Source organism: Streptomyces sp. SYP-A7185, from assembly GCF_046103685.1.
In the GTDB taxonomy this organism is placed as follows: Bacteria; Actinomycetota; Actinomycetes; order Streptomycetales; family Streptomycetaceae; genus Streptomyces.
In genome coordinates this window covers 7,895,534-7,919,725 of record NZ_CP122310.1, presented here as the reverse complement: position 1 = coordinate 7,919,725, position 24,192 = coordinate 7,895,534, and the positions used below count along the sequence as shown (strand labels likewise).

Annotated in this window: 19 protein-coding genes and 1 tRNA gene; 9 read left to right on the top strand and 11 right to left on the bottom strand. The window is 69.2% G+C overall.

Going from position 1 to position 24,192, the window contains the following annotated elements:
* Window positions 1-17: 17 nt before the first annotated feature.
* Window positions 18-926 carry an XRE family transcriptional regulator gene (locus QBL25_RS34665; protein WP_409060898.1) on the bottom strand — a complete coding sequence of 303 codons (909 nt, stop codon included), beginning with the start codon at window positions 924-926 and terminating at the stop codon, window positions 18-20.
* 263 nt (window positions 927-1,189) lie between these two features.
* Between QBL25_RS34665 and QBL25_RS34660 the strand changes: the two genes are divergently transcribed.
* From QBL25_RS34660 to QBL25_RS34650, 3 genes are all read left to right on the top strand, one after another.
* A complete protein-coding gene (locus QBL25_RS34660) occupies window positions 1,190-1,618 on the top strand; it encodes a hypothetical protein (RefSeq protein WP_409060897.1) in 429 nt (142 codons plus the stop codon).
* Window positions 1,619-1,999: 381 nt separating this feature from the next.
* On the top strand, window positions 2,000-2,302 hold the full coding sequence (locus tag QBL25_RS34655) for a trypco2 family protein (RefSeq protein WP_409060896.1): 303 nt from the start codon (window positions 2,000-2,002) through the stop codon (window positions 2,300-2,302).
* A 546-nt stretch (window positions 2,303-2,848) separates the two neighbouring features.
* Window positions 2,849-5,968: a hypothetical protein gene (locus QBL25_RS34650; RefSeq protein WP_409060895.1), complete on the top strand. Its 3,120-nt coding sequence runs from the start codon at window positions 2,849-2,851 to the stop codon at window positions 5,966-5,968.
* 262 nt (window positions 5,969-6,230) lie between these two features.
* Here QBL25_RS34650 and QBL25_RS34645 read toward each other — a convergent pair.
* A tRNA-Pro gene (locus QBL25_RS34645) sits at window positions 6,231-6,304 on the bottom strand.
* Window positions 6,305-6,434: 130 nt separating this feature from the next.
* Here QBL25_RS34645 and QBL25_RS34640 point away from each other — a divergent pair.
* Together QBL25_RS34640 and QBL25_RS34635 are read left to right on the top strand one after the other, a co-directional pair.
* The gene (locus QBL25_RS34640) at window positions 6,435-7,154 is read left to right on the top strand and encodes a transketolase (RefSeq protein WP_409060894.1); all 720 of its coding nucleotides are present in this window, start codon (window positions 6,435-6,437) and stop codon (window positions 7,152-7,154) included.
* An 88-nt stretch (window positions 7,155-7,242) separates the two neighbouring features.
* Window positions 7,243-8,169: a transketolase family protein gene (locus QBL25_RS34635; protein WP_409060893.1), complete on the top strand. Its 927-nt coding sequence runs from the start codon at window positions 7,243-7,245 to the stop codon at window positions 8,167-8,169.
* Window positions 8,170-8,555: 386 nt separating this feature from the next.
* Here the strand turns inward: QBL25_RS34635 and QBL25_RS34630 are convergent, their stop codons facing one another.
* From QBL25_RS34630 to QBL25_RS34620, 3 genes are all read right to left on the bottom strand, one after another.
* Window positions 8,556-9,884 carry an MFS transporter gene (locus QBL25_RS34630; RefSeq protein ID WP_409060892.1) on the bottom strand — a complete coding sequence of 443 codons (1,329 nt, stop codon included), beginning with the start codon at window positions 9,882-9,884 and terminating at the stop codon, window positions 8,556-8,558.
* Window positions 9,885-10,076: 192 nt separating this feature from the next.
* Window positions 10,077-10,457, bottom strand: a complete 381-nt coding sequence (locus QBL25_RS34625; protein WP_409060891.1) for an MmcQ/YjbR family DNA-binding protein — start codon at window positions 10,455-10,457, stop codon at window positions 10,077-10,079.
* 89 nt (window positions 10,458-10,546) lie between these two features.
* A complete protein-coding gene (locus tag QBL25_RS34620; RefSeq protein ID WP_409060890.1) occupies window positions 10,547-11,590 on the bottom strand; it encodes an alpha/beta fold hydrolase in 1,044 nt (347 codons plus the stop codon).
* A gap of 289 nt (window positions 11,591-11,879) precedes the next feature.
* On the opposite strand from QBL25_RS34620, the gene QBL25_RS34615 reads away from it, so the two are divergent.
* Together QBL25_RS34615 and QBL25_RS34610 are read left to right on the top strand one after the other, a co-directional pair.
* The gene (locus QBL25_RS34615) at window positions 11,880-15,398 is read left to right on the top strand and encodes a ThuA domain-containing protein (protein ID WP_409060889.1); all 3,519 of its coding nucleotides are present in this window, start codon (window positions 11,880-11,882) and stop codon (window positions 15,396-15,398) included.
* A 67-nt stretch (window positions 15,399-15,465) separates the two neighbouring features.
* The gene (locus tag QBL25_RS34610; RefSeq protein ID WP_409060888.1) at window positions 15,466-16,335 is read left to right on the top strand and encodes a sugar phosphate isomerase/epimerase family protein; all 870 of its coding nucleotides are present in this window, start codon (window positions 15,466-15,468) and stop codon (window positions 16,333-16,335) included.
* On the opposite strand, the gene QBL25_RS34605 is transcribed toward QBL25_RS34610, so the two are convergent.
* From QBL25_RS34605 to QBL25_RS34585, 5 genes are all read right to left on the bottom strand, one after another.
* Complete coding sequence (locus QBL25_RS34605; RefSeq protein ID WP_409062883.1) at window positions 16,311-16,850, bottom strand: GNAT family N-acetyltransferase; 540 nt, start codon at window positions 16,848-16,850, stop codon at window positions 16,311-16,313. The two genes, QBL25_RS34610 and QBL25_RS34605, sit on opposite strands and share 25 nt — an antisense overlap.
* Window positions 16,851-17,038: 188 nt before the next feature.
* Window positions 17,039-17,602: a helix-turn-helix domain-containing protein gene (locus tag QBL25_RS34600; protein WP_409060887.1), complete on the bottom strand. Its 564-nt coding sequence runs from the start codon at window positions 17,600-17,602 to the stop codon at window positions 17,039-17,041.
* Window positions 17,603-17,732: 130 nt separating this feature from the next.
* Window positions 17,733-18,623 (bottom strand): ABC transporter ATP-binding protein, encoded by an 891-nt coding sequence (locus QBL25_RS34595; RefSeq protein ID WP_409060886.1) that lies wholly within the window; start codon window positions 18,621-18,623, stop codon window positions 17,733-17,735.
* Between the two features lie 56 nt (window positions 18,624-18,679).
* Window positions 18,680-19,708, bottom strand: a complete 1,029-nt coding sequence (locus QBL25_RS34590) for an ABC transporter substrate-binding protein (protein ID WP_409060885.1) — start codon at window positions 19,706-19,708, stop codon at window positions 18,680-18,682.
* 109 nt (window positions 19,709-19,817) lie between these two features.
* A complete protein-coding gene (locus tag QBL25_RS34585; RefSeq protein ID WP_409060884.1) occupies window positions 19,818-20,687 on the bottom strand; it encodes an ABC transporter permease in 870 nt (289 codons plus the stop codon).
* 497 nt (window positions 20,688-21,184) lie between these two features.
* On the opposite strand from QBL25_RS34585, the gene QBL25_RS34580 reads away from it, so the two are divergent.
* Complete coding sequence (locus QBL25_RS34580; RefSeq protein ID WP_409060883.1) at window positions 21,185-22,225, top strand: LacI family DNA-binding transcriptional regulator; 1,041 nt, start codon at window positions 21,185-21,187, stop codon at window positions 22,223-22,225.
* Window positions 22,226-22,400: 175 nt separating this feature from the next.
* Here the strand turns inward: QBL25_RS34580 and QBL25_RS34575 are convergent, their stop codons facing one another.
* Entirely contained in the window at window positions 22,401-23,327 is a 927-nt protein-coding gene (locus tag QBL25_RS34575) for a LysR substrate-binding domain-containing protein (protein WP_409060882.1), read from the bottom strand.
* 83 nt (window positions 23,328-23,410) lie between these two features.
* Between QBL25_RS34575 and QBL25_RS34570 the strand changes: the two genes are divergently transcribed.
* Entirely contained in the window at window positions 23,411-24,172 is a 762-nt protein-coding gene (locus tag QBL25_RS34570) for a sulfite exporter TauE/SafE family protein (RefSeq protein ID WP_409060881.1), read from the top strand.
* Window positions 24,173-24,192: the final 20 nt, after the last annotated feature.

The window sequence follows — 24,192 nt, the reverse complement described above, 5'->3', positions numbered from 1 at the left end:
GGCGACGCCGGGCGTGGTCAGCTCGCCCGAACAAGGAACCGCTGATCCGCTGCCCCATCGGCACAACGCTCCTCGATCGCCTCGGCGCCCGCGGTGGTGAGGCCGTCGACGATGCCGATGCACCTACCGCCGTCGCCGTCCGGACGTAACGAGAAGGCCCCCTCACCATCCGGTTCCACCCGGAAGACGGTGGCCTGCGCGCAGTTCTGACGGGGCTCGATCATGCCCTTGATCTGGTCCCCGCCCATGACCGCCAGACAGCCCTTGCCCATCTCGGGGTGGTGCCACTGAATGCGGTAGCGGCCCGCACCCACCTGTTCGAGGTACGTGCGCGGAACGGGCGCCTGGGCACAGGGCAGTTGAACGGCGACGGCACTTTCGTAGCGCCCCGCACGGTCGCGACCGTCGGTCAGGCAGAGCTCGGCCGAGCGGGCGGGCCGGATCGTGACCCAGCCATCGGCAGGAGCGTCCGACGCGCCGGACTCGGCGGAGTCACCACCAAACAGCACCCAGGCGCCCCAACCAAGGAACGGAACAACGAGCGCGGCCAAGCCGAGACCGACGGCCACTGTGACCCGCCGGGAGCGGACGGGCACGGACACGGCCGTGTCGTCTTCATCTGTCCCGCGCCCGGCGGCGAGCCGGTCCCGGGCGGCGAGCCAGGCGTCGAGCCGCTCGCTGTCCCCGCAGGCACGGACGAACGCCGCGAGGACCTCGGGGCGCGGGAGGCTGGTCCGGCGCAGTACGTCGGCGAGGGTGCTGCGCGCCAGGACATCACCGCCGAGGGCGGCGCGCTCCTCCAGCTCGCGGTACGTCAGCCCCGAACGCTCCTTGAGCCGCCGCATCGAGGCGATGAAGCCGGCGACGTCGCGGATGTCGTGCGGCGACGCATCTTCGTGCAGTGGCGAGTCCCCCAGGTTCCCCATGAGCCTCATCTTGCTGTGTCCCCATCACAGTGACAACGAGGAATCACGTCATGTCCGGCTGTCCGGATCCAGGTGCGGACAAGTCTCTGACCAGCCCGGACACGCGCGGCCTGTCCGGGACAGAAGGTTCCCCTGTCGCAGTGCCCCCAGCCTCAACAAGCCTGTCTCCAGTCCGGCCGAGCACGCACGGCAAGACGCACGGCTGACGCCTCACAGTTCAAGGCTCACGAATCACGACTCACGACTCACACAAGGGAGCACCGATGGAGAAGACAGGCTTGGCGTCGAGGATCGGAAAGGCCGGGATCGGCATGACCCTGGCCGCAGCGGCCACCATCGCCCTCTCGGGCACGGCGCACGCGGCCAGCGTCTACGGCGAGACCAGCAACGGCTGCGCGGACGCCGGAGGCACGTACAGCTACTCCTGGACGGGCACGGCACAGGGCCGCGACACCTACAACGCCTACTTCAACATCAGCGTCAAGGACAAGTGCCCGGGCGACGGCTGGGCGGGCGGCCTGTACCTGAGCTACTGGAAGTACCAGAACGGCCAGTGGACCTGGACCTCCCAGAAGCGCGTCAAGGTAAACGGCACGTACAGCACACCCCTGTCCAAGGTGGACGGCGTACAGATCAACGTGTGCAACTACTACCCGGACAGGGCCCCTTCAGGCTGCAACCGAGTCCGATGACCCCGCGGCACGCCGTCACGCGCCGATAGGCAACATGGCCGCGGCCGGCGGCACCCAGAGCACACGGGGGATGGTGTTCCCACGTCGGGGGGCGTGCGGAAACCAGTGAGGGGCCGTTCATCGAACGGCCCCTCATCTGCGACTTCCCGTGCGTCACATGTTCACGGAGGCCGACAGTCTCGGACCCACCATCCGCGGTGCATCCATCACAGCCTGAACTCCTCATCCACGAGTCAATTTCATGCCAGACCCCTGCACGGGTACTCAGCTCAGCCGTCTAGATGATCTCCAAACGGGCCCTTAGCATGGGCTGTTCACGTAGTCTGCCTCTGCAGCCATGAGTCTGGCGCGGCCGTGGTGGGGGCAGGTAAAGGGGAGTTCGTGGAGATCGGTCTGGCGGAAACCATCAAAGCGCTGCGCGGGGAGCTGTCGAGGGCCATGGCAGACGGCGCGGGCCAACCCGTGCGGCTTCGGGTGCAGTCGGTGAAGCTGGACGTACAAGTCGCTGTGACGGCGTCGGCGGAAGCCCAAGGCGGGGTGAAGTTCTGGGTTCTCACCGCTGACGGGAAGGCGACCAAGGGCGCGTCCGCTACGCACACCGTCTCGCTGGAGTTGACGGCGGAAACGGCGGAGGGCGGCTCTGTCCTCACAGATTCGGCGCATGGAGCGCGACTGGAGGACTGACGCTTTGAGTAAGTCAATCTGCATCCGCCAGCCCCGGGCGCGCCCGCGGTGATCGAAAGACAACACGTGCTTGAGCGAGTCGCCATGGTGGTCCGCCGGGACCCCGATGGCACCCCTCGCTTTGCGGCTTCGGCCTTTCTGCTGACTTCTCGGCTGGCCATATGTGCCGGCCACGCCTTCTCCGGTCACGAGGGCACCTATGAGGTGCGGTTGCCCGGGCAGTCCGCACAGCGAGTGAGCGTAGAGAAGGTCTTCCGGCACCGAGACCAGGGTGTCGATCTGGGCCTGCTGTGCCTTGGTGACGGAGCCGATGCGGTCCCTCCGGCTCGGTGGGGCGTAGTACCTCGATCCGTGGGGTCCATCCCGTTCGTCGCTGTCGGGTTCCCGGACTTCGCGAACCGCAGCGACGTGCCAGTGACGCGGCAGATTTCCGGGTCCATTCTTCTGGGTTCCTTCCTCGGAAGTCACGAGATGGAACTGTCACTCGCCAGCCCCGCCCCTCGACAAGCAGGTGGATCCCCCTGGCGGGGAGTATCAGGGGCAGGTGTGCTCACTTGGGACAATGTGCTGGTGGGTGTGTGCACGAGCCACCACGTCCCGGCTGGTGCAGCAAGCCTGACCGCGACCGACTTCTCCCGACTCACCGAGGATCCGCTGTTCGAGGAGTTGTTGGGCGAGCACGGAGTGGACCGGGTGTCGTTGGGTTCGTCCGTGTCATTGACCGACGGCACCAATGTGCGCCGCCCCATACGCGCACACGCCGATGTGGTACGAGGTCTGCGCGGACGACGCAGTTACCTGGACCAGGAACACCTCCCCTTCGTTCATCCGGGGATAGGCCACGACGCCCACCCCGACAAACTCCTTGGCCGTCTCAGCACCGACCACTCTCGCGGCGTCCTCCTGATCGGACCGGCTGGCTCGGGTAAGACAAGAACATGTTTCGAGGTGGCACAAAGGGCCGACCGCGTCGGCTGGGAGGTCTTGCACGTCCAAGCTGACAGCACCGTGAATATCGACGATGTGGCGGAGTCTGTCCTGACATGCGGGCGCAGACGAGTACTGCTGGTACTGGACTATCTCGACACCTGTCCACAGCTGGATCTGCAGGCCCTAGACGAAGTACTGCTTCCGGAAGCTCGCAGGCGCGGTGTGAACGTGGCGTTTTTGGCGGCGGTCCGGCCGGGCTCGCGCCATGCCGCCCATTTGCGCGGCAGCGCCCGCCTGCTGGACGACGTCTTCCTACGGGACGACTGGCCTTTCCAGTCCGCTGTCATCACTCAGGTGCTGAAGCACGCGGCCCCCGAGACTTCCCGTCAGTGGGGGCTGGAGGAGCTGTCCCGCCTGTGTGGGCGCCGTCCGGTCACCGCCCTCCTGATCGCGCGGACGATCGAGGAGCAGGGATTGGGACAGCTCCCCCTCCAGGTGACGGCCTCGGTCCGCCCCGGCGAACTGCTGACCTGGCTCCGGGAAGGGATGCGGCGGGATGCACTCGCGAGGAGTGCCCCCGCCGCTGCTTCACCTTTGGACGTCGCGACTCCCGATGTCGGCCAGCTCGCCTTCGCCGTGGCGGTGGCGTCCAGTCCCCAACCCCGGCGGGCCGTTGAACAGGCCGTCGACTTCTATTTGGCCACAGCTGGAGACCAGGGCAGGCGCTACAGCGGGCGTCAGGTCGTCGACACGCTCATCTCTCTGGGGTGGCTCGACGAAGCCGATGGGCGTCTGATGGTGGTGCACGACATCGTCACCGACGAACTGCTGTTGCAGTCGCTGATGCCCGCTCCGGGCTGGAGTGTTCATCAAGTCTCCGCCGAAGCCCTGTTCGCCGCGGTCATGCGGCATCCCGGCACATTCGGGGTATTCACCAGCCATCTCCGTCGTCTTGCAGCCGACTTGACCGCGCACAGCCCCGTACATCAAGCGACAGCTTTGGAACGCTTCTGCAGCGAATGGCTTGCTGCCCAGGCGGGCGCACTGGGAAAACTCCTGGAACACTCCGACCATGTCGGTGAACAAGCCTTGCTGACACTGGTGACGAGTAGGCCTTGGTGCGGCGTCACATCCACCGTGTGGGCCGCGCTCGTGACACCGTGGCTCTCCCGAGCCGAGGCCAGATTCACGGCGAGACCGTTTCTGACTGCCTCTCTCCGAAGTTCGGAGGAGCCCTCCGTCGCTCTGGTCGAGGCTTCAGTCGACTGGCTCGCCCGCCGCGGTGACCAGACCGATGCCGAGCATCTCCTCAACGCCCTGCTGGCCCTCCCGAGGCTCTCGCCGGAGACCGAGCATCTCGTGGTCGACTGCACGCTCCGCTGGTTGCCGCCCCGACCGGACTGGCGCTACACCGCGTCTCTTCTGAAACGCCTCTTGGCCATGGAGCACTCGCCCGCTCGGCTGGGAGAGGTGACAAGCGTCGTACTGGCATGGTTGACGCATCACCGCACCAGCGGAGTCGGCGCGGTGATGCGTGCTCTCCTTCAGCGTGAAGATGTCAACGACTCCGTCCGCGAGGAAGCGGTCAGCAGAGGTTTCGCCTGGTTGCGCAGGAGCATCCTGGTCGGTGCGGATGTGGGTCCCTCCCTGTGTGCTCTCCTGGAGTGCGACCACTTTCCACGAGTCGCCCAGGCTGAACTGTTCCGGCACACCATGGAGTGGCTGGGTAAGCCCGAGAAACACGCGAGCACGGAACGCGTCCTACTGAGCGCCCTGGCCGCTGAACACTGTCCGGCGGAGTTGAAGCGTCAGGCAGCCGCCCTGGCTCGATCGTGGGTCATCCAAGGCTTTGCGGAGACGGACACCTCGAAGACTTCCCACGTCGTGCAGGCCCTGCTCGTCAACGACGGCGCGCCTGATGCGGCTCCCTCATTGCTGGACCAACTGTCCTCCCAGCTCGACGCCCCGTCCGCCCCAGCGGTGCTCCAGCGCCTCCTCCTGCACCATGAGCAGCTCACCCCGGACCAGACTCGCGCAACGGTCACGCACGCCTTCGAATGGCTTGAGGCCCATCAGGACCACGAGTGCTTCGGCACCGTCCTCGACCCCCTTCTGCGTGTGCCCGAATTGGGCGCCGACCAGCTCCAGTCCGCCATCGACCAGGGATGCGCCCAGCTCTTGGCGCGGCCGCACGACCACAAGTTCATGGCCACCATGCTCAGTCAGCGCGAGGGCCTGACGACAGCTCAGGCTCAAGCCATCGCAGACGTCAGCCTCCGATGGCTGGCATCCCACGGCGGCAAAATGCAGAGGCCCGTTCTGGCTTCATTCCTCACGCGTCCGGAGCTGTCGGATGAACAGGAACGTGCCGGCATCAACATCGCATTGGACCGCTTGACCACCGACACTTCGACCAAGGCTCGCTCCGTACTCTCAGGCGTCCTCCGACACCCTGCCCTCGACACGAACCAGCAGTCACGTGCCGTCGAGTGCGCACTGCGATGGCTCGATCTGCATGGCACGCTCCCGAAAACAGGGCTGATCCTCGAAGCCTTACTGACTCTCCCGACGCTCCCGCTGAGTCGGACGGCCATCCCTCTTCGCCTGGGCGAAGAGTGGCTGACCCGGCATCCGGATCACCCGTTGGCCCATAGGCTGCGCATCGCCATAGAGGCGGCCACCGATCGCGCCCGACGCCCTGACAAAGCTGTTGGCGTGGCAACAGGTGACGAGTGAACCGAAGAGCCGGAGATCGACGTGTGGAGGCCTTGGGCGCCGATCGCCCTCAGCTTCGCCTCTGACGGCGCCCTGAACCCGTTCGACCAACCCCCTGGCTGACGTGGGTACCGAGCCAGACTCTTCCCGGAGATAAAGGATTGGCGAAAGGGGTCACCCGGGAGGGACAACCATCCGTTGGTCCGGCTGACGCTGCTCTCAAAATCACCCCGAACACCAGATAGGGGCCACCCGAAGGTGACCCCTACCTGCGACGTTTCCGTCGGGACGACAGGATTTGAACCTGCGACCCCTTGACCCCCAGTCAAGTGCGCTACCAAGCTGCGCCACGTCCCGGTGCCCGTGTGACCTGGGGTTTCCCCTGGCCGAACGTGCACCGAAACAATACCGCACTCCGAGCCGTGATCGCTCACGCCTTTTGCGGCCTGTTGACCTCAAGCGGACTTGAGGTTGCACGCTCTGTGTCATGACGACGACAACGGAACGCGCTCACCGGTACGGATATGAAGACCTGTCCCGCCTCATGGGGCGCATGACGGGCGACGAGAAGCACGGGCCCGCGGCGACCTCCACGCTCGACGTGCTCTGGGTCCTCTACGACCGGGTGCTCAGGGTCACACCCGAGCAGATGCCGGAGCAGACGGACGATCCCGCCCGCGACCGGTTTCTGCTCTCCAAAGGGCACGGGCCCATGGCGTACTACGCCGTCCTCGCCGCCAAGGGCTTCATCCCCGTCGAGTGGCTCGAAGGGTTCGGGGCGTACGACTCCCCGCTCGGACACCACCCGGACCGGGTGCTCGTGCCGGGCGTCGAGATCGGGAGCGGGTCGCTCGGGCACGGGCTGCCGCTCGCGGTCGGGACCGCGCTGGGGCTCCAGGCCCGCGGGATCGCGGATGCGCGGGTGTGGGTGCTCGTGGGGGACGCCGAGCTGGACGAGGGCAGCAATCACGAGGCCATCGCCTTCGCCGGGCCCTCCGGGCTCGAACGGCTGCACACCGTCGTGATCGACAACGCCTCCGCCCGGCATGCCCGGCCCGGTGGCATCGCCGCCCGCTTCGAGGCCGCCGGGTGGTCCACCGCGACCGTCGACGGACGTGACCACGAGGCCCTCTATGAAGCGTTCACCGCACCCCACCCCGGGCAGCCTCGGGCGGTCGTGGCCCGGGTCGAGCCGAAGGGGCCTTGAGCGGGGCCACCTTCCGCTCGCTGCGCCTTTCGTCCTTTCTATCCCTTCCTTTCGCACTCTTCCCTGAGCCTTTTGGAGGTCCTCCGTCATGGACACCATGCGTGATCGCTTCGCCCCCGTCGTCTCGCGGCTGCTCGACGAGGATCCGCGCGTCGCCGTCGTCCTCGCCGTGATCGGTTCGGACGCCTTCGCGGAGGCTCAGCGCAAGCATCCGGACCGGGTGATCGACGTCGGGATCCGGGAGCAGCTGCTCATCGGCGCCGGCGCCGGGCTCGCCCTTGCCGGGCTTCGGCCCGTCGTGCACACCTTTGCGAGCTTTCTCGTGGAGCGGCCGTTCGAGCAGGTGAAGCTGGACTTCGGGCATCAGGGGGTGGGGGGAGTTCTCGTGAGTGCCGCTGCCTCCTTCGACTGGCCCGCCGGTGGCTTCACCCACATGTCGCCGGGCGACGTCGCACTGCTCGACACCCTGGACGGCTGGACCGTCCATGTGCCGGGGCACCCCGACGAGGCCGAGACGCTGCTGCGGCACGCGGTCGACGCGGGAGACGACAAGGTCTACGTGCGGCTCTCGGTGCAGTCGAACGCTCGCGCGTTTCCGGTCGACGGAGCTCGCTTCCACACCGTGCGCGAGGGGCGGGGCGGGGTCGTGATCGCCGTCGGGCCGATGCTGGACAACGTTCTCGCCGCGACCGAGGGGCTCGATCTCACCGTGTTGTACGCGACCACCGTGCGGCCCTTTGACGCGAAGGCGCTACGCCGGGCGGCTGGGGCGGCGGACGTGGACGTGGCCGATGTCGTGATGGTCGAGCCCTATCTGGCCGGGACCTCCATCGCCGCCGCGAACGATGCGCTCGCCGATGTCCCGCACCGGATCCTCGGGCTCGGCGTCGGCCGTGCAGAGTTGCGGCGCTACGGGCAGATCGACGAGCACATGGCCGCGCATGGGCTCGACGTCCCGTCCCTGCGGGAGCGGATCACCGGCTTCCTTGGCGCGGCGCACCGGGTGCTCGTTTAGCCGGGCCTCGGATGGTCTGCTGGGCCTCGCCTGGCCGACCCCCGGGTCTCGCCTGGCCGACCGAGCCTCGCCTGGCCGACCCCGGGTCTCGGCTGGCCGACCAGGTCTCGGCTGGTCTGCCGGGTCTCGGCTGGCCGACCGGGCCTCGCCTGGCCGACCAGGTCTCGGCTGGTCTGCTGGTGGGCCTGATCCGCCGGAGCTGGTCCTGCCGGGGGCTCGTACAACCGGGCCTCCGGCTGCCGGGCCCGGTCCGTCTGCCCGTCGCCCGCCCGTCCCAGTCCTGCCGGGTCCGGTCCTGCCCGGTATGCGCCTCGCACGGTCGCGATCAGTCAGTCCCCTGGCCTGCCTCCCGGTCCGTCGCCGGCCCCCGGGATCAGATCATCGCGTCATCGCCTGGGCGTGCCGCCTCCCGTCTTCACCGTCCGTTCCGGGCGGGCCGTTCCCGCTCCCCCGGTCTGGACGGGGGCCCGCCCGTCCACCCTGACCAGGCCCCGTATCGCGGGCACCGCGAGCATCGCCAGGCAGACGGCGACCGTCGTCACGGCGCCCGTGATCAGTACCTGCTCCGCTCCGAAGGCGCTCGCGGCGGGGCCCGCGAGGGCCTGGCCGACCGGCAGCAGGGCGATCGACCCCGCGACGTCGTAGGCATGGATGCGGTTGAGGACGTCGGGCGGTACCTGCGTCTGGACGCTCGTCGCCCACATCACTCCCCAGAAGGAGAGACCCGCGCCCGCGACCGCGGCGCCCGCCGCCATCAGCGGAACGCCGAGCTGGGCGCCGACGGACGCCGGGAACGCGCAGTAGCCGATCAGGGCGACGGATCCGGCCCGGAGCATATGGCGGGGGCGCAGGCGCAGGGCGACCAGACCGCCGAGCACCGTGCCCGCGCCCAGGGCGGAGTTGATCAGGCCGTACGCCCCTGACCCGTGCTCCTGTACGACGAGCGTGGCGACGAGCGGTGTCAGCGGGCCCGTGGTCGTGATCATCAGGACGCAGAAGATGGCGATGACGCCCCAGAGCCAGGTACGGGACCGGAACTCGCGCCAGCCCCGGACGAGATCGGCCCGGAAGCCGTTGCTGTGCGGCAGCGAGCCCGGCAGCGCGGCAGGCAGTCGGAGCAGGACGAGGAACAAGGCGCTCAGTCCGTACGTACCGGCGTGCGCCGCGAAGACCGCACCGGGCGAGGCGAAGGCCACGAGGACGCCCGCCACGGCCGGTCCGGCCAGGGCCGCGGCCGACTCGGCGACGCGTATCGCGCCGTTGGCCTTCTGGACGTCGGCGGCCAGGCGCGGGACCGTGCTGGCGACGCCGGGCTGGAAAAGGGCCCCGGCCGCGCCGTTGAGCGCGCCGATCACGCAGATCTGCCAGAGGACGACGTGGCCGCTGAAGAAGAGGAAGGCCGCCACCGACTGCGTGCCGAGGCGGACCACGTCCGCGCCGATCATCAGCAGGCGGGTGCTGAACCGGTCGGCGAAGACGCCGCCGAAGATCACCAGGCCCGCGAAACATACGGTCGTGGCGGCCATCGCGAGACCGACGGCCCCCGCGCCGTACCCGTGCTGGAGCAACCCCGCGGCCAGCGCGACGGGCAGCATGGTGTCGCCGAGCTTGGCGACGGTCCGTGCGCCGAAGAAGAAGCCGAAGTCCCGCGACCAGATGCTCCCGCGCCCCATGGCCTCAACAGCCTCACCGATACCGGCGCCGCCCACGTCCATCCCGCCCCCTGCACCTGCACCTGCACCTGCCGGCACCGCTGTCCCCTCCCCTGGCAGCGGCACTCGGGGCGCCCGGATCATCGCGCCGCGAGACCCTGCCCTCCGCCACTCCGCCCTCCGTCACCCGCACTCCGTCACTGCCGGGATCATGGCACGGGGCACTGACATCGGCCGATCGCTTTTGGCTCGGCCTCAGGTCGTGGGCGGAAGACCCAACTCCGGGTATGCGTCCAGGAGTCGGGTGGGGGCGGCCTGGCGCCAGGAGTCGGCGAGGATGTCGGCCAGCTCGTCCTTGTCCAGCGCCGAGAGCCGGGCGCGCACCCAGGCGAACATGGCCTCGTGGTCGGCGATCCAGAACTTGTCCGGCTCCGCGAGGACCAACTCGTCGCGCTCCTCTTTCGGGCACCGCACGGCGATGGACGTCTCGTCCTCGGGGAGCGTGGCGAACATCTTTCCTGCCACCCGGAAGGTGGGCATGCTCCAGGCGATCTTCTCCGTCGTGTCCGGCAGGGCCAGCGCGACCCGTCGGACGTCGTCACCCGTGACCTGGGCTTTGGCATGAGCTCGAGACATGCTCCGAACGTTAGCCAACACCACTGACATTGATACTCGTGGCGGCGGCCCCCGGACACCGGCGGCACAGGGCGCCCGGCAGCCAGCCGTCACAGCACCCGCTTGTCCATCCACGTCCTCAGGTCTTCCTGGACCTCGTCCCTGTTGGTCTCGTTGAGGATCTCGTGGCGCGCCCCCTCGTACCCGCGCCAGGTCAGGTCGTCGAGGCCCAGGTAACGGAAGTCCTCCACGAGTTCGTGGACCAGCGTCATGCCCTGGTTGCACGGGTCCTCGGTGCCGACCGCGATGTGGACCGGAAGGTCCGCCGGGATCCGGGCCATGTTCCGAGGGTCGTTCATCTTGCGCACGGCACGTACCCAGTCCAGGCAGAGCCCGGCGGAGAAGGGGAAACCGCAGCGCTCGTCGGCGACGTACGCGTCGACCTCCGCCTCGTCCCGTGAAAGCCACTCGAAACCGGTGCGGTGCGGGTATGGGTCGTTGAAGGCGGCGAAGAGTTCGGGGAGGTAGGACGAGAGGGCCTCGCGGCCATCCTCGGCGATCTCGCGCTCCAGGCGGGCGATCGACTCGTCGATCCCGACCCCCGGCAGCGAGCGGAAGGTGCCGGACAGAATCAGGCCCGCGAGGCCGTCCGGATACTCCTGTGCGTAGTCCCTGGCCAGGTGCGAGCCCATGCTGTGACCGAGCAGGAAGAGCGGGGTCCCGGGGTGCAGGGTACGCACCTGGTCGCCGATCGCCTTGAGGTCGTCGACGATGGCCCGCCAGCTGTCGAACGCGGGGGCAGGCCCGCCGGGCCCAACGGACCCACCAGAACCACCAGCCCCACCGGCCGGCCCATCCGCAGGCTCGCCGTCCGCAGGCGACCCCGTCACCCCGTACCCACCGGTCCCCTGCGCCGTGGCGCCATGGCCCCGGTGGTCGGATGCGATCACCCCGTAGCCGTGCTCCAGCAGGTGGCGCGCGAAGCGGTCGTAGCGCAGGGCGTGTTCCCCGGCGCCGTGCGCGATCTGCACGAAGGCGCGCGGCCTGCCGCCCTCCGGCAGCCAGGTGTACGTGGCGACGGCGATGCCGTCCGCCGCGTTCACGAGTCCGGCGGTGTAGGCGGCGGGGGCGGAGGTCGAAGCGTGGTCAGGCATTGCGAAAGGCTCCCCTGGACGGCTTACGGCTGCGATTGCTGATCCTGAAACCCTCCCCCGCACACGCGACCTCATACCAGCGCCTTCGTGCCGATGCCTCTGCGTGACCCCCTTCTCACGCCAGGCCCTTCCGACCCATTGACCCCCCGTCAGAGCGGAACCTACGCTGAACCCCGCGTAAGAGAAAGCGCTTTCTTACGCCGTGCAGACTTCTCACCCACCGCACTCACCACACTCACCGCACACCCGGCTACCGGCAGCCGTCCACCCGCCCAGCCCAGGGAGCGCCATGAGTTCCACGAGTTCCGCCGCGCCCAGACGCGGTCCCCGCACGTCGAGACAGGGCCCCACGACGCCGAGCCCCTGGCTCGCGCTGGTCGCCCTGCTGGCCCTCGTCATCGGCCTCGGTCTGACCGTCCCGCCCCGCGCGGCCGCGGACGCCGAGAAGGCGGCGGCGCCCTATCGCGTCCTGGTCTTCTCCAAGGTCACGAACTTCCCCCACGACTCGATCCCCGCGGGCGTCGAGGCCATCGAGAAGCTCGGCAGCGAGAACGGCTTCGAGGTGGAGGCCACCGACGACGCGGCCGCCTTCACCGACGCCAACCTCGCCCGGTTCCAGGCCATCGTCTTCAACAACACCAACTCCACCCCGGAGAAGGGCGACCTCCTCGACGCCGACCAGCGCGCGGCCTTCCAGAAGTACGTCCGCGGGGGCGGCGGCTGGGTCGGGCTGCACGCGGCGTCGGCCAGTGAGCGGGACTGGAGCTGGTACGAGGGTCTGGTCGGCGCGATCTTCGACAAGCACCCCGAGGTGCAGACCGGACGGGTCAAGGTCCTCGACCACGCGCACCCCTCCACCAAGGGCCTTCCGGAGCTCTGGGAGCGCACGGAGGAGTGGTACAACTGGCGCACCAACCCGACGGGGAAGGTGCACACGCTCGCCCAGGTGAAGGTGCGTGACGGGGTCACCGGGCTCGACGAGGGCGTCGACCAGCCGTGGTCCTGGTGCCAGAACTACGACGGCGGCCGCTCCTGGTACACGGCGGGCGGGCACGACAAGGCGGCGTTCCAGGAAGCGGGCTTCCTGAAGCACGTTCTCGGCGGCATCGAGTGGGCCGCCGGCAACAAGCCGGGCGACTGCACGGCCACCAAGACCGGCGCCTTCCAGCGCACGCCGCTCGCCACGAACGATCTGGCCGACCCCTTCGAGCTGGCCGTCGCCCCGGACCGCCGGGTGTTCTTCATTGAGCGCACCGGGAAGCTGAAGATCATCGACCAGGAGACGCTGAAGGTCTCCACGGCCCTGGACTTCGACTACACCCCCGAGATGACGAGCCAGTCGGACGGACTGCTCGGTCTCGCGCTCGACCCGAAGTTCCAGGACAACCACTGGGTCTATCTCCTGAACTCCGACAAGACCGAGAAACGCATCAATCTCTCGCGCTTCACGGAAGCGGGCGGAAAGATCGACGCGGCGACGGAGAAGCGGCTCCTGACCATTCCCACGTGGCGGGGCGAGGGCCGGGCGAACTCGCACATGGCGGGCTCGATCGCCTTCGACAAGAAGGGCGACCTGTACATCGCGACGGGTGACAACACCGATCCGTTCGCCTCGGACGGATTCTCCCCGATCGACGAGCGCGAGGGTCGCCGCGCCTGGGACGCGCAGGGCACCTCCGGCAATACGAACGACCTGCGCGGCAAGGTCCTGCGCGTCACCCCGAAGGACGACGGGACCTATTCCGTGCCCGAGGGCAACCTCTTCGCGCCGGGCACGGACAAGACCCGTTCCGAGATCTACGCGATGGGCATGCGCAATCCCTTCCGCATCACCACCGACCCGCTGACCGGCGCCCTCCTGATGGCCGACTACGGGCCCGACGCGAAGGGCGCGGTCGCCGACCGGGGCCCCGAGGGGACCGTCGAGTACAACCGCATCACCAAGGCGGGCAATTACGGCTGGCCCTACTGCATCGGCGACAACACCCCGTTCAACGACTACGACTTCGCGACGAAGAAGTCGGGCGCGAAATTCGACTGCGCGAAGCTCGTGAACGACTCGCCGAACAACACGGGCCTGCGGGAACTGCCGCCGGCTCAGCCCGCGAACGTCTGGTACGCCTACTCCGCATCCGAGCAGTTCCCCGAACTCGGCACCGGTGGCGGCGGCCCGATGAGCGGTCCTGTCTACGACTACGACGCGGACAACACGTACAAGACGAAGTTCCCCGAATACTTCGAGGGGAAGTGGTTCAACTACGAGCTGACGCGGCAGTGGTTCAAGGTCTTCTCGATGCAGGAGAAGGACCAGACGTTCACCGATCCGCGGTTCAAGCCGGCCAAGGCGGGCGACCTGAACTCGATCAACTCCATTTTCCCCGACATGAAATGGAACCAGCCTTTCGACGCGGACTTCGGTCCCGACGGGGCGATGTACGTCATCGACTTCGGGCTCGGCAGCGGTACGGGCCGCGGCGGCGGCAACGAAGGCGCGGGCATCTACCGCATCGACTACGTGAAGGACGGACGGCTGCCGGACGCCCGCGTGAAGGCCACTCCGGACAACGGCACCGCGCCCCTCAAGGTGGCGTTCTCCAGCGAGGGTTCGGGGCTTCCGGACGACAAGCCCGTCACGTACGCATGGGACTTCGACGGGAACGGCACGACCGACTCGACCGAGGCGAACCCCACGCACACCTACACCCAGAAGGGGCAGTTCACCGCGCGGCTGAAGGTCACCGGGCCGGACGAGCTGAGCGGTCTCGCCGTGCAGGAGATCACCGTCGGGAACACCCGGCCCGTGGTCACCATCCAGCAGCCGCCCAACGGCGGGACGTTCAGCTTCGGCGACACGATCCCGTTCAAGATCAAGGTGACGGACAAGGAGGACGGGCCCATCGACTGCACGCGGGTCGTCGTCCAGTCCCAGCTCGGCCACGACACGCATCTGCACCCGCTGGACAACTACACCGGCTGCGCGGGCGAGATCGTGACGGACGCCGGCGACAGCCACGGGCCCGGCCAGAACCTCTACTACGGGATCACGGCGCAGTACGAGGACAAGGGCGCGTCCGGCGTACCGGCCCTGACGGGTTCCTCCTCGCTGACGCTGCGGACCTCCTATCGCGAGGGCGAGCACCGCACGGCCACCGGCGGCGCGCACGAGGGTGCGACCATCGGTGACCGCGCGGACGCGTCCGGCGGCAAGCGGCTCATCGAGATCGAGGACGGCGACTGGGTCTCCTTCGACCCGGTGAACCTCAAGGGCGTCGACTCCCTGACGGTGGGCGCGGCCTCGGGCGGGCTCGGCGGTGACATCGAGTTCCGCGCCGGATCCCCCACGGGCAAGCTGCTCGGCAAGGTGAGCGTGCCGAACACGGGCGGCTGGGGCAACTTCATCTCGCCGACCACCGAACTCGCCGACCACGACGGCACGACGAAGCTGTACGCCGTCTTCACCAACCCCGAGTGGACCTCCGAGAAGGCGGACCTCCTGACCCTCGACTGGCTGCACTTCAACGGCCCCGGAGTCGAGAAGAAGGCCGGCGCCAAGGTGACGGTCAAGGCCGCACCGGCCGGCGGCACCCCGCCGCTCGCCGTCAAGCTCACCAGCACGGTGAAGCTCCCCGCGGGCCGCACGGCCGCCTCGTACCACTGGGACTTCGGCGACAACGCCAAGCCATCCGGCACCGAGACCGGCAGCGCCGAGCACACGTACGCGCGCGCGGGCACGTACACGGCGCATCTGACCGTCACCGACGACAAGGGCGACACGACGACCGGCGCGGTCCGGATCACGGCCAAGTGACCGGCCCACGGCGAAGTGATCGGAGCTCGGCGAAGTGACCGGAGCACGGCGAAGTGAGGGGACGGCCATGGAAAGAACCGGTCTGAACGGGACCCGACGTGCCTTTCTCGGTACGTCGATGGGGCTCGCGGCAGCGGTCGGTACCGCCCTGCCCGCGCGCGCGGGTGAGGCGTCACGGTGCCGGCGCATCCCGCGCGGCGGCATCGGCATGCACCTCTACACGATGCGCGACGTCCTGGCACGGGACTTCGCGGGCACACTGGAGCAGCTCGCGGACATCGGGTACGCGACGGTGGGCGTGAGCGGCCGGCACGGGAACAGCGCGGCCGCCATCCGGCGGATGCTCGACGCGGTGGACCTGAAGGCGGTCCTGGAGCACGTCTCGTACGACATCCTCAAGGGCAGCGGTCTGCCGCAGGCCCTGGAGGATCTGCACACCCTCGGCGCGAAGTGGCCGGTGGTGCCGAGTCTGCCCGGCGCGCTGCACACGCCGGACGGATTCCGGGAGGCGGCGCGGCAGTTCAACCGCATCGGACAGGCGTCGCGCGACGCGGGGCTCGGTCCGGTGCTGTTCCACAACCACGGCAGCGACCACGTGGTGGTGGACGGCACGAGCCTGTACGACATCCTCGTCACCGAGACCGACCCGCATCTGGTCGGCTTCGAACTGGACGTCTACTGGGCGGCGAAGGGCGGCGCGGATCCAGCGACGTACTTTGTGCGGCACCGGCGGCGGTTCCCCGCGCTGCACGTGAAGGACATGGCACCGGACGGCGGCTTCGCCGACGTCGGGTCGGGGACGCTGGACTTCGCCGCGATGTTCGAGCACGCGCGCGTGGGCGGCGTCCAGCAGTGGCTGGTGGAGCACGACACCCCCAGCGACCCGTTCGCCACGGCACGCAACAGTTACGCCTACCTGGCGGCGCTGCGGTACTGATGTGCCGGGTCGTCCGGCCGGGGTGCGACCGGCCCGCCCACCTTCTTGAAGAAGAGGGTCGTCGGGTGGAGCACCCCGGCCGGATCGGCCGCGTAGTCCGGGATGGTTCCGGCCTCCGTCCAGCCCATCGAGCGGTAGAGGGTCTGGGCGGGACTGCCCGTCTCGGTGTCCAGGACCAGGAGCGTCACGCCCGCGTCGGCGGCGGCTCGTTCTGCCGTGGCCAGGAGCGTGCGGGCCAGGCCCCGGCCGCGGGCGGACCCGTGGACCATGAGCTTGAGGATCTCGGCGCGGTGCGTGCCGTTGGGCTTGTCCGTGAAGCCGAGACCGATGGTCCCGGTGATCCGCTCGCCGTCGCGCACGGCCCAGACGGCGAGCCGCCCGTCGGCCACGGCCGGGGCCAGGCCCCGCCACCAGCCGACGGCGGCTTCCCCGTCCAGGGGCGCCAGGAAGCCGAGGGAGGAGCCGCCGTGCACGACATCGACGAGCAGGGCAGCCAAGTCGTCTGCTGCCGCCAGGAGTTGGCCGGCGGAGAGACGCGTCGGCGTCCCCTCCTCGACACGTCCTTCCTCGACACGTCCTTCCTCGATACGCCCCTCGTCCACGCGGTTCTCGCCCACACGGTTTTCGTCCACGCGGTTCTCGCCCACACGGTTTTCGTCCACGCGGTTCTCGCCCACGCGGTTCTCGTCCACGCCTCCGGCGTTCATCGCGCGATCACCACCAGGGCGTACCGCACGGCCTGATCCCCGACGCACCGGAACCGCGTCGGCCCCCAGAGGCGGAAGCGCAGGCAGTCCCCGGCGCCGAGGGTGTGCGTCTCACCCTGCACGGTCAGTTCGAGGCCGCCGTCGAGCACCCAGATGTGCTGCTCGATGCCGGGCACGGGCGGCCGGTCGTACGCCACGTCCGCGCCCGGTTCCAGCCGGCCTTCGACGAGCTCGCCGCGCAGCCCGGCGTGCGGCGGCGACACCGACCGGCGGACGAAGCCGGACGCGGCGTCGGTCCACACGGCTTGCTCGGGGGCGCGCACGAGCTGTGCGGGCTCTGCCTCCACCTCGCTCAGGAGCTGCGACATCGTGCGTTCGTAGACGGCGCAGAGGCGGTTCAGGAGGGACGCGGTGGGGCTGATCTCCGCGCGTTCGGCCCGCGACAGGGTGGAGCGGCTGATGCCGCTGCGGTCCGCGAGGTCGCCCAGCGACCAGCGGCGTTCGGCGCGCAGCTCGGCGAGGCGGGCGGCGAGCCGGTCGTCGACTTCGTCATGTTCCATATCTGGCACGATATCCCAGATCTGAAACACGCAACAATCGACCACCCACCTCTCCGCCCCTCCCCCTCCGCCCCTCCCTCTCCTCTCCGCCGCCTTTCTCCCACCTGGCCGTGGGGGGTGGGCCGGTGCGTCATTCGTGGGCGGACACGGCCCCCAGCAGCTCGCGGATGCGTCCGGTGGCGTCACGGAACTGGTCGGTCGCCAGCGTCGTCGCGTACGAACGCTCGGCCGGGAGCCCGACCTCGATGATCTCCTCCACCGTGCCGGGGCGTGGGCTCATGACGACGACGCGGTCCGCCAGGTAGACGGCCTCCGGGATCGAATGGGTCACCAGGAGGACGGTGGTTCCGGTCTCGCGCCAGATGCGGTTCAGCTCGACGTTCATCTGCTCGCGTGTGAGGGCGTCGAGCGCCCCGAAGGGCTCGTCCATGAGCAGCACCGGCGGCTGGTGCAGCAGGGCGCGGCAGAGGGCGACCCGCTGCTGCATGCCGCCGGACAGCTCGTGCGGATAGGCGTCCTCGAAGCCACCGAGTCCGGTCATGCGGATCAACTCGTCGGCACGCGCGCGTGCCTCGGCGCCGAGGATCCCGCGCATCTCCGCCTGGAGCAGGATGTTGCGGCGTGCCGTGCGCCAGTCCAGGAGCGCGGCCCGCTGGAAGACGTAGCCGATGTCGCGGCGCGGTCCGCTCACCCGCTCGCCGCCGAGCAGCACGCCGCCCGACGAGGGGGCGAGCAGCCCGGCGATCAGCTTCAGGAGGGTGGACTTGCCGCAGCCCGACGGGCCGACGATCGCCACGAACTCGCCCGCGCGGACGTTCAGCGAGACGTCCCGCAGGGCGGTGACGTCCCTCTTCTTCGTACGGAAGCGGACGGCGACGTCGTCCAGGACCACGGCCGACGGGCTTACGCTCCCAGCCGCCGAACGTGGTGCGTCGCTGATCCCGGGGGCCGCTTCTTTCGAGGTGCGGGCCCTTTCGGTGCGGGCCCTTTCCTCGGACGAGCGAGTCGTTTCCTTCGTCATGAGAGTTGCTTCCTGAGACTTGAGAGTTGCGTCCTTCGCCATTCCCCTGCCGCCCCTCAGCCCTTGATCCCCTGGGCCGCGTCCCAGTACTCCGCGACGGGTTTGGCCTTCTGGACCATGCCCGCCTTCGAGAAGACGTCGATGGTCTGCTGCCAGTCCGCCTCGGTGTTGGCCCCGGGCGCCTTGCCCTTCGTCGCGTCGGTGTGCAGGAGCGTCAGGGTCGTCTTGAACTGCTCGGACAGCACGTCCTTGGGCGGCAGTTGCTCGGACGCGCCGTCCATCGAGGCGACCGCGGGCTCCGGGCTCTTCTCGGCGGCCGCCCAGGACTCGCTCACGGCGGCGGTCATGCGCTTGGCCAGATCGCCCCTGCGCTGAAGGGTCTTGGGCCCGGCGATCAGACCGTTGGAGTAGAAGTTGAGGCCGTTCTCGGAGAAGCGCAGGTACGAGACGTCCTTCTTGGCCTTGTTCTGCATGGTGGGGCCCTGGTCGCTCGCGTACCCGAGCAGCGCGTCCGTCTTGCCGGAGATCACCGCGGCGATCTTGCCCGCCGGGTCGGTGTTCTGGACCTTGACGTCCGAGAGCTCCATGCCGTTCTTCTCCAGGAAGATCGGGAAGGTCTTGGTGAGCGCGTCGCCGGCCGTGCCCGCGATCATCTTGCCCTTGAGGTCGGCGGGCGACTTGATGCCCTGGGCGTCGAAGAACTGCACGGATGCGGGTGTCGTCTGGAGGAACACCCCGAGGCTCTTGACCTTCACGCCCTGGTCGACGCCCGCGAGCACCGCCGGGGTGTCGGCCCACCCGAAGTCGGTCTGCCCGGCGCCGGTGGCCTGCACGGTCTTCTGGGAGCCCTGGCCCGCCCTGATGTCGAGGTCGATGCCGTGCTTCTCGAAGATCTTCTGCTGCTTGCCGTAGTAGAAGGGCGCGTGTTCGCCGTACGGATACCAGTTGAGCGTCAGCGTGACCTTGTCGAGCTTCTTGCCGGAGTCGCTGGTGCTCGTCTTGTCGTCGTCGCCGCCGCAGGCCGTCGCGGTCACCGCGACGAGGGCCAGGGGGACGAGGCCGGTGAGCAGTCTGCGCGCGTGCATGGGACGGCCCTTCTCGCGTACGGCTGACAGGGGTGGGACGGGCAAGTGGGGGGGGTGTGTCGGGTGCCGGGGGGTGGCGCGTCGTCTGGCTGGAGCAGGCGCGCCGGGGCTAGTACGACGTCGTGGTGGCGGCCGCGTCCCTGCGGCTCGCGTGCCACGGGAGCAGCAGCTTCTCGGCGATCTCGACGACCACGAAGAGGATGACGCCGATCAGGGACATGACGAGCAGCCCCGCGAAGAGCATCGGGGTGTCGAGGTTGCCGTTGGCCTGGAGGATGACGTATCCCAGGCCTTCGTTCGCGCCGACGAACTCGCCCACCACGGCGCCGGTCACGGCGAGCGTGACGGCCACCTTCAGGCCGGAGAAGAGGTGCGGCAGCGAGGCCGGGAAGCGGATCTTGAGGAAGGTCTGCCAGGGTCGCGCGCCCATGGTGGCGGAGAGCTGGAGCATCTCCGGGTCGACGGCCTTGAGGCCGGTCACCATCGAGATGACGACGGGGAAGAAGGCGATCAGGACGGCGATGAGGATCTTCGGCGCGATGCCGAAGCCGAGCCAGACGACGAACAGCGGGGCGATCGCGATCTTCGGCACGACCTGGGCGAAGAGGAGGATCGGGTAGAGCGTCTTCTCGACGGTGGTCGAGTAGACCATGAGGACCGCGGAGAGGATCCCGACGGCCACGGCGATGACGAAGCCGAGCAGGGTCTCGTACGTGGTGACCCAGCTGTGCTGCCAGAGGTAGTCCGGCTTGTCGAGGATGACGTCGAGGGTGGCGCCGGGCGAGGGCACGAGGTACGCCTCGACCATCTCGGTGGCGGCGACGAGCCACCAGGCGGCGAAGAGGACGAGCAGCAGGACGAGCGGACGCCAGCTCTTCTCGGCGGCCTCGGCGGTGCGTTGACGCAAGGTGGGGCGGCTGCGATCGACAACGCCTGCCGTTTTCACGGGCGTTGCCTGCTGCAGTGCGCTCTGGCTCACGGTGAACTCCCCTGGCGATTCAGCGAACTTCGGAGGCAGTTGCGGAGCGGTGGTGGTGCCGGGCTACAGTGCGGAAAACGCTTTCAGAAAGCGCTTTCTGATAAGGTGTCCGCCACGCTAATGACTGGCTGACCGCAGGGTCAATAGGTCGGCTCGAAGTTTCGCGACGCGAGACGAAGGGGGCGCTGGTGCGGGCGCTTGGGCGCGAGCAGGGACCGGGGGCGGAGGAACCGCGGTGGGAGAAATTTGCCACTGCCGGTCAGGAGCGGGAGCAATCATCCGGTGCCGGACAAGGGGGCAAGCGGCTTTCCCCTGGTCAGCGAGCGACGGGCCCGCAAGCCGATCCCGAGTGGGAGCACGAACTGCAACTTTTTCCCAGGCCGGGAGGCGAACAGGAGCTGTCGCCCGGGGTTCGGCGGGGTGGGGCGTCTTCGGTCCTGGCCGGGAGCGGGAAGGGGCGGGGGCGGGGGCGGGGGGTGCATGTCACCCTGCATGCCGTGGCGCGTACCGCTGGGGTTTCGCCGGCCACCGCTTCGCGGGCCCTGAACGGTACGACGCGCGTACGTGAAGACCTGAGGCGCCGCGTGCTCGAAGCGGCCGAGCAGTTGGGTTACATCCCCAACGCCCATGCGCAAGCCCTGGCCAGCTCCTCCAACAACACCATCGGCGTCATCTGCCACGACGTCGGCGACCCCTACTTCGCGGCCATCGCCAGCGGCGTGATGGCGGCCGCAGCCGAGCAGGACCTGCTGGTGATGCTGGCCAGCACGTTCCGCGCCCCGGGGCGGGAAATCGCGTACGTCTCGATGCTGCGGGCCCAGCGCGCCCGCGCGATCCTGCTGATCGGCTCCGGGTTCCAGGACCCCGCGTGGGAGCGGGCCTTGGAGGCGGAGCTCGCCCCCTATACCCGTGACGGAGGCCGCGTCGCCGTCGTCAGCCGGCACCGCAGCCTCCGCGTGGACACGGTGCAGCCCGAGAACCGGGAGGGGGCCGGCGCCTTGGCGCGGGCGCTCTTGACCCTGGGCCACCGGGAGTTCGCCGTACTCACCGGTCCCGAACGGCTCACCACGGTCGCGGACCGCTTGGCCGGGTTCCGCGCGGCACTCGCCGAGGCGGGGGTCAGCCTCCCTCCCGAGCGGATCGTCGAGGGCGCCTTCACCCGTGACGGCGGCCATGCGGCGGCGGTCGAACTGCTCCGGCGAGGGCAGCGGCCCACGTGCGTCTTCGCGGTGACGGACGTCATGGCCGTGGGGGCGTTGGGCGCACTGCGGGAGCGGGGCCTCCGCGTGCCTGACGACGTCTCCCTCGCCGGCTTCGACGACATCCCCCTGGTCGGGGAACTCACGCCACCGTTGACCACCGTCTCCCTGCCGCTGACGCAGATGGGGCGGGACGTCCTCTCCCTCGCCCTCCGCGAGCGGGGCACCAGGTCACGGGTGGAGCGGATACGGGGTGAGGTGGTCCTGCGGGCCAGCACGGGGCGGCCTGGCGGCACGGGGCGGCCTGCCAACACGGGGCGGCCTGCCAGCACGGGGTAGCCCATGGGGTAGGCGTTCCGTTTCACGTCGAGGGGGGCTCCGGCTCGCCAGCTCTACCGATCACCCGCCGTCCCGATCACCCGCCCTACCGACCACCCGCCCTACCGATCGCCAGCCCTCACGATCACCAGCCCTACCGACCCCCGTCACCCCTCGCAACCCCCAAGCCCACCCCCTAAGCGACCTCCCCCCGCCTCCCCACCACCCCGGACTCAGTCACCGAAGCCCTCCGCAAGTGGTCCGCCAAGGACTGCGTGGCCGGGGTCGGCGGGCCCGTCGTTGTTCCCCAGGCCAGTACGTGGTGGCGGCGGGCCCATGGATCCTGGAGGTCGCAGACGTCCAGGGGCTGGGCGGGGTCGATCACTCGGCGGGGGACTATCGCCAGGCCCACCCCCGCCGCGGCCAAGGCCACCAGGACGTTGAGGTTGGCGACCGTGGTGCGGTAGCGGACGACCGGGGCATGGGGGCCGACATGCCTTTCGATCCAGCGGCGCAGCGAGGCGTCGGGGTCGAGGCCCACGAGGGGATGTTCGGCCGCCTCGCTGTACGTCACCGACGTACGGCCCGAGAGGATCCCGCCCGCCTGGCCGACCACCACGAGTGAGTCGTCACCGAGGGGTTGCATCGTGAGTCCGCAGTCGCGGGCCTCGTCGTCGAGGACGATGCCCAGGTCAGCCTCACCGTCGGACAGCATCCGCACGATCTGCGGGGTGCGCCTCTCGAAGACGCGTACGTCGATGTCCGGGTGCGCCCGGAGGAACGTGACCAGGGCCTGCGGCACGAGTCGGTGGACCGCCGAGCCGCCGCCCAGCAGGGTCAGGGGCGCGGTCGGCGATCTCGTATAGCTCGCGACCGCGCTTTCGAGCCGCACTGTCTGGGCGAGGACCTCGCGCGCGTGCCGGGCCAGCGTGGTCCCCGCCGGCGTGGGACGCACGCCCCGCCGCCCGCGGATGAGGAGCTCCACACCGGCCTGCTGTTCGAGGGAGCGGACCCTGGCACTGGCGGACGGCAGGCTCAGATGCATCCGGCGCGCTCCCGCCGTGATCGACCCCTCCGTCACGATGTCGAGGAAGAGCCGCAGATCGTCCAGGTCGTAGCGCACCCCGCGAGCCTATGGCACAGCCTTAGGCTGGGTACACCGATAACGCATTGTGGGCCCACCCTCCACAGGGTGATGCTCGGCGGGTGTCCGAGATACTGCTCGTCCTGCTGGCAGGCACCGCCGCCGGAGCGCTGAACTCCGTCGGCGGCGGAGGCACGTTCGTGGCGCTGCCCGCCCTGGTGGCGGTCGGCCTGTCCCCCGTGACCGCGAACGCGTCCTCGACGATCGCCTTGGTGCCGGGAGCCGTGGCCAGCGGATGGGTATACCGGCGTGAAATCGCCCCGGTCGGGGCGACGTCGACCACCGCGCTGACGGCCGTCAGTGTGGTCGGGGGCGGACTCGGCGCCGCCCTGCTCCTCACCCTGCCCGCGGCGTCGTTCGACGCCGCGGTGCCGTGGCTGCTCGCCTTCGCCACCGCCGTCCTGGCCTTCGGCCGGCGCCTCTCGCACGCGCTGAGCAACAGGCTGGGCCGTGAGATCGGCATGACTTCCCGGGCCGTCCTGATCGGCCAGTTCTTCCTCGCTCTGTACGGGGGATACTTCGGCGGGGCCGTAGGCATCATGATGTTCGCCCTCTGGGGCATCGGCCTCGGTCTCGACACCGCGGCGAGCAATCCGATGCGGGTCACCCAGATCGCGGCCATCAATCTCAGCGCCACCGCCCTGCTTCTCGTGGCGTCGGACGCGCTGAGCGCAGCGCTCGTCCTCGCCACCATGCTGGTCGGCGCGGTGGCCGGCGGCTTCACCGGCGCCCACTTCGCACGCCGCCTCACCGCCCGGCTGCTGCGGCGCATCATCCTGACCACGGCCGTGACCATGACCGTCGTCTACTTCGTACGCGGTTGAGGCCGGGAAGGCGACACGAC

What these genes read in the sequence shown, in the direction of transcription:
- QBL25_RS34665 (WP_409060898.1), bottom strand. Translation starts at nt 926, where the DNA reads ATGGGGAACCTGGGGGACTCGCCACTGCACGAAGATGCGTCGCCGCAC.
- QBL25_RS34660 (WP_409060897.1), top strand. Translation starts at nt 1,190, where the DNA reads ATGGAGAAGACAGGCTTGGCGTCGAGGATCGGAAAGGCCGGGATCGGC.
- QBL25_RS34640 (WP_409060894.1), top strand. Translation starts at nt 6,435, where the DNA reads ATGACGACGACAACGGAACGCGCTCACCGGTACGGATATGAAGACCTG.
- QBL25_RS34635 (WP_409060893.1), top strand. Translation starts at nt 7,243, where the DNA reads ATGGACACCATGCGTGATCGCTTCGCCCCCGTCGTCTCGCGGCTGCTC.
- QBL25_RS34630 (WP_409060892.1), bottom strand. Translation starts at nt 9,884, where the DNA reads ATGGACGTGGGCGGCGCCGGTATCGGTGAGGCTGTTGAGGCCATGGGG.
- QBL25_RS34625 (WP_409060891.1), bottom strand. Translation starts at nt 10,457, where the DNA reads ATGTCTCGAGCTCATGCCAAAGCCCAGGTCACGGGTGACGACGTCCGA.
- QBL25_RS34620 (WP_409060890.1), bottom strand. Translation starts at nt 11,590, where the DNA reads ATGCCTGACCACGCTTCGACCTCCGCCCCCGCCGCCTACACCGCCGGA.
- QBL25_RS34615 (WP_409060889.1), top strand. Translation starts at nt 11,880, where the DNA reads ATGAGTTCCACGAGTTCCGCCGCGCCCAGACGCGGTCCCCGCACGTCG.
- QBL25_RS34610 (WP_409060888.1), top strand. Translation starts at nt 15,466, where the DNA reads ATGGAAAGAACCGGTCTGAACGGGACCCGACGTGCCTTTCTCGGTACG.
- QBL25_RS34600 (WP_409060887.1), bottom strand. Translation starts at nt 17,602, where the DNA reads ATGGAACATGACGAAGTCGACGACCGGCTCGCCGCCCGCCTCGCCGAG.
- QBL25_RS34595 (WP_409060886.1), bottom strand. Translation starts at nt 18,623, where the DNA reads ATGACGAAGGAAACGACTCGCTCGTCCGAGGAAAGGGCCCGCACCGAA.
- QBL25_RS34590 (WP_409060885.1), bottom strand. Translation starts at nt 19,708, where the DNA reads ATGCACGCGCGCAGACTGCTCACCGGCCTCGTCCCCCTGGCCCTCGTC.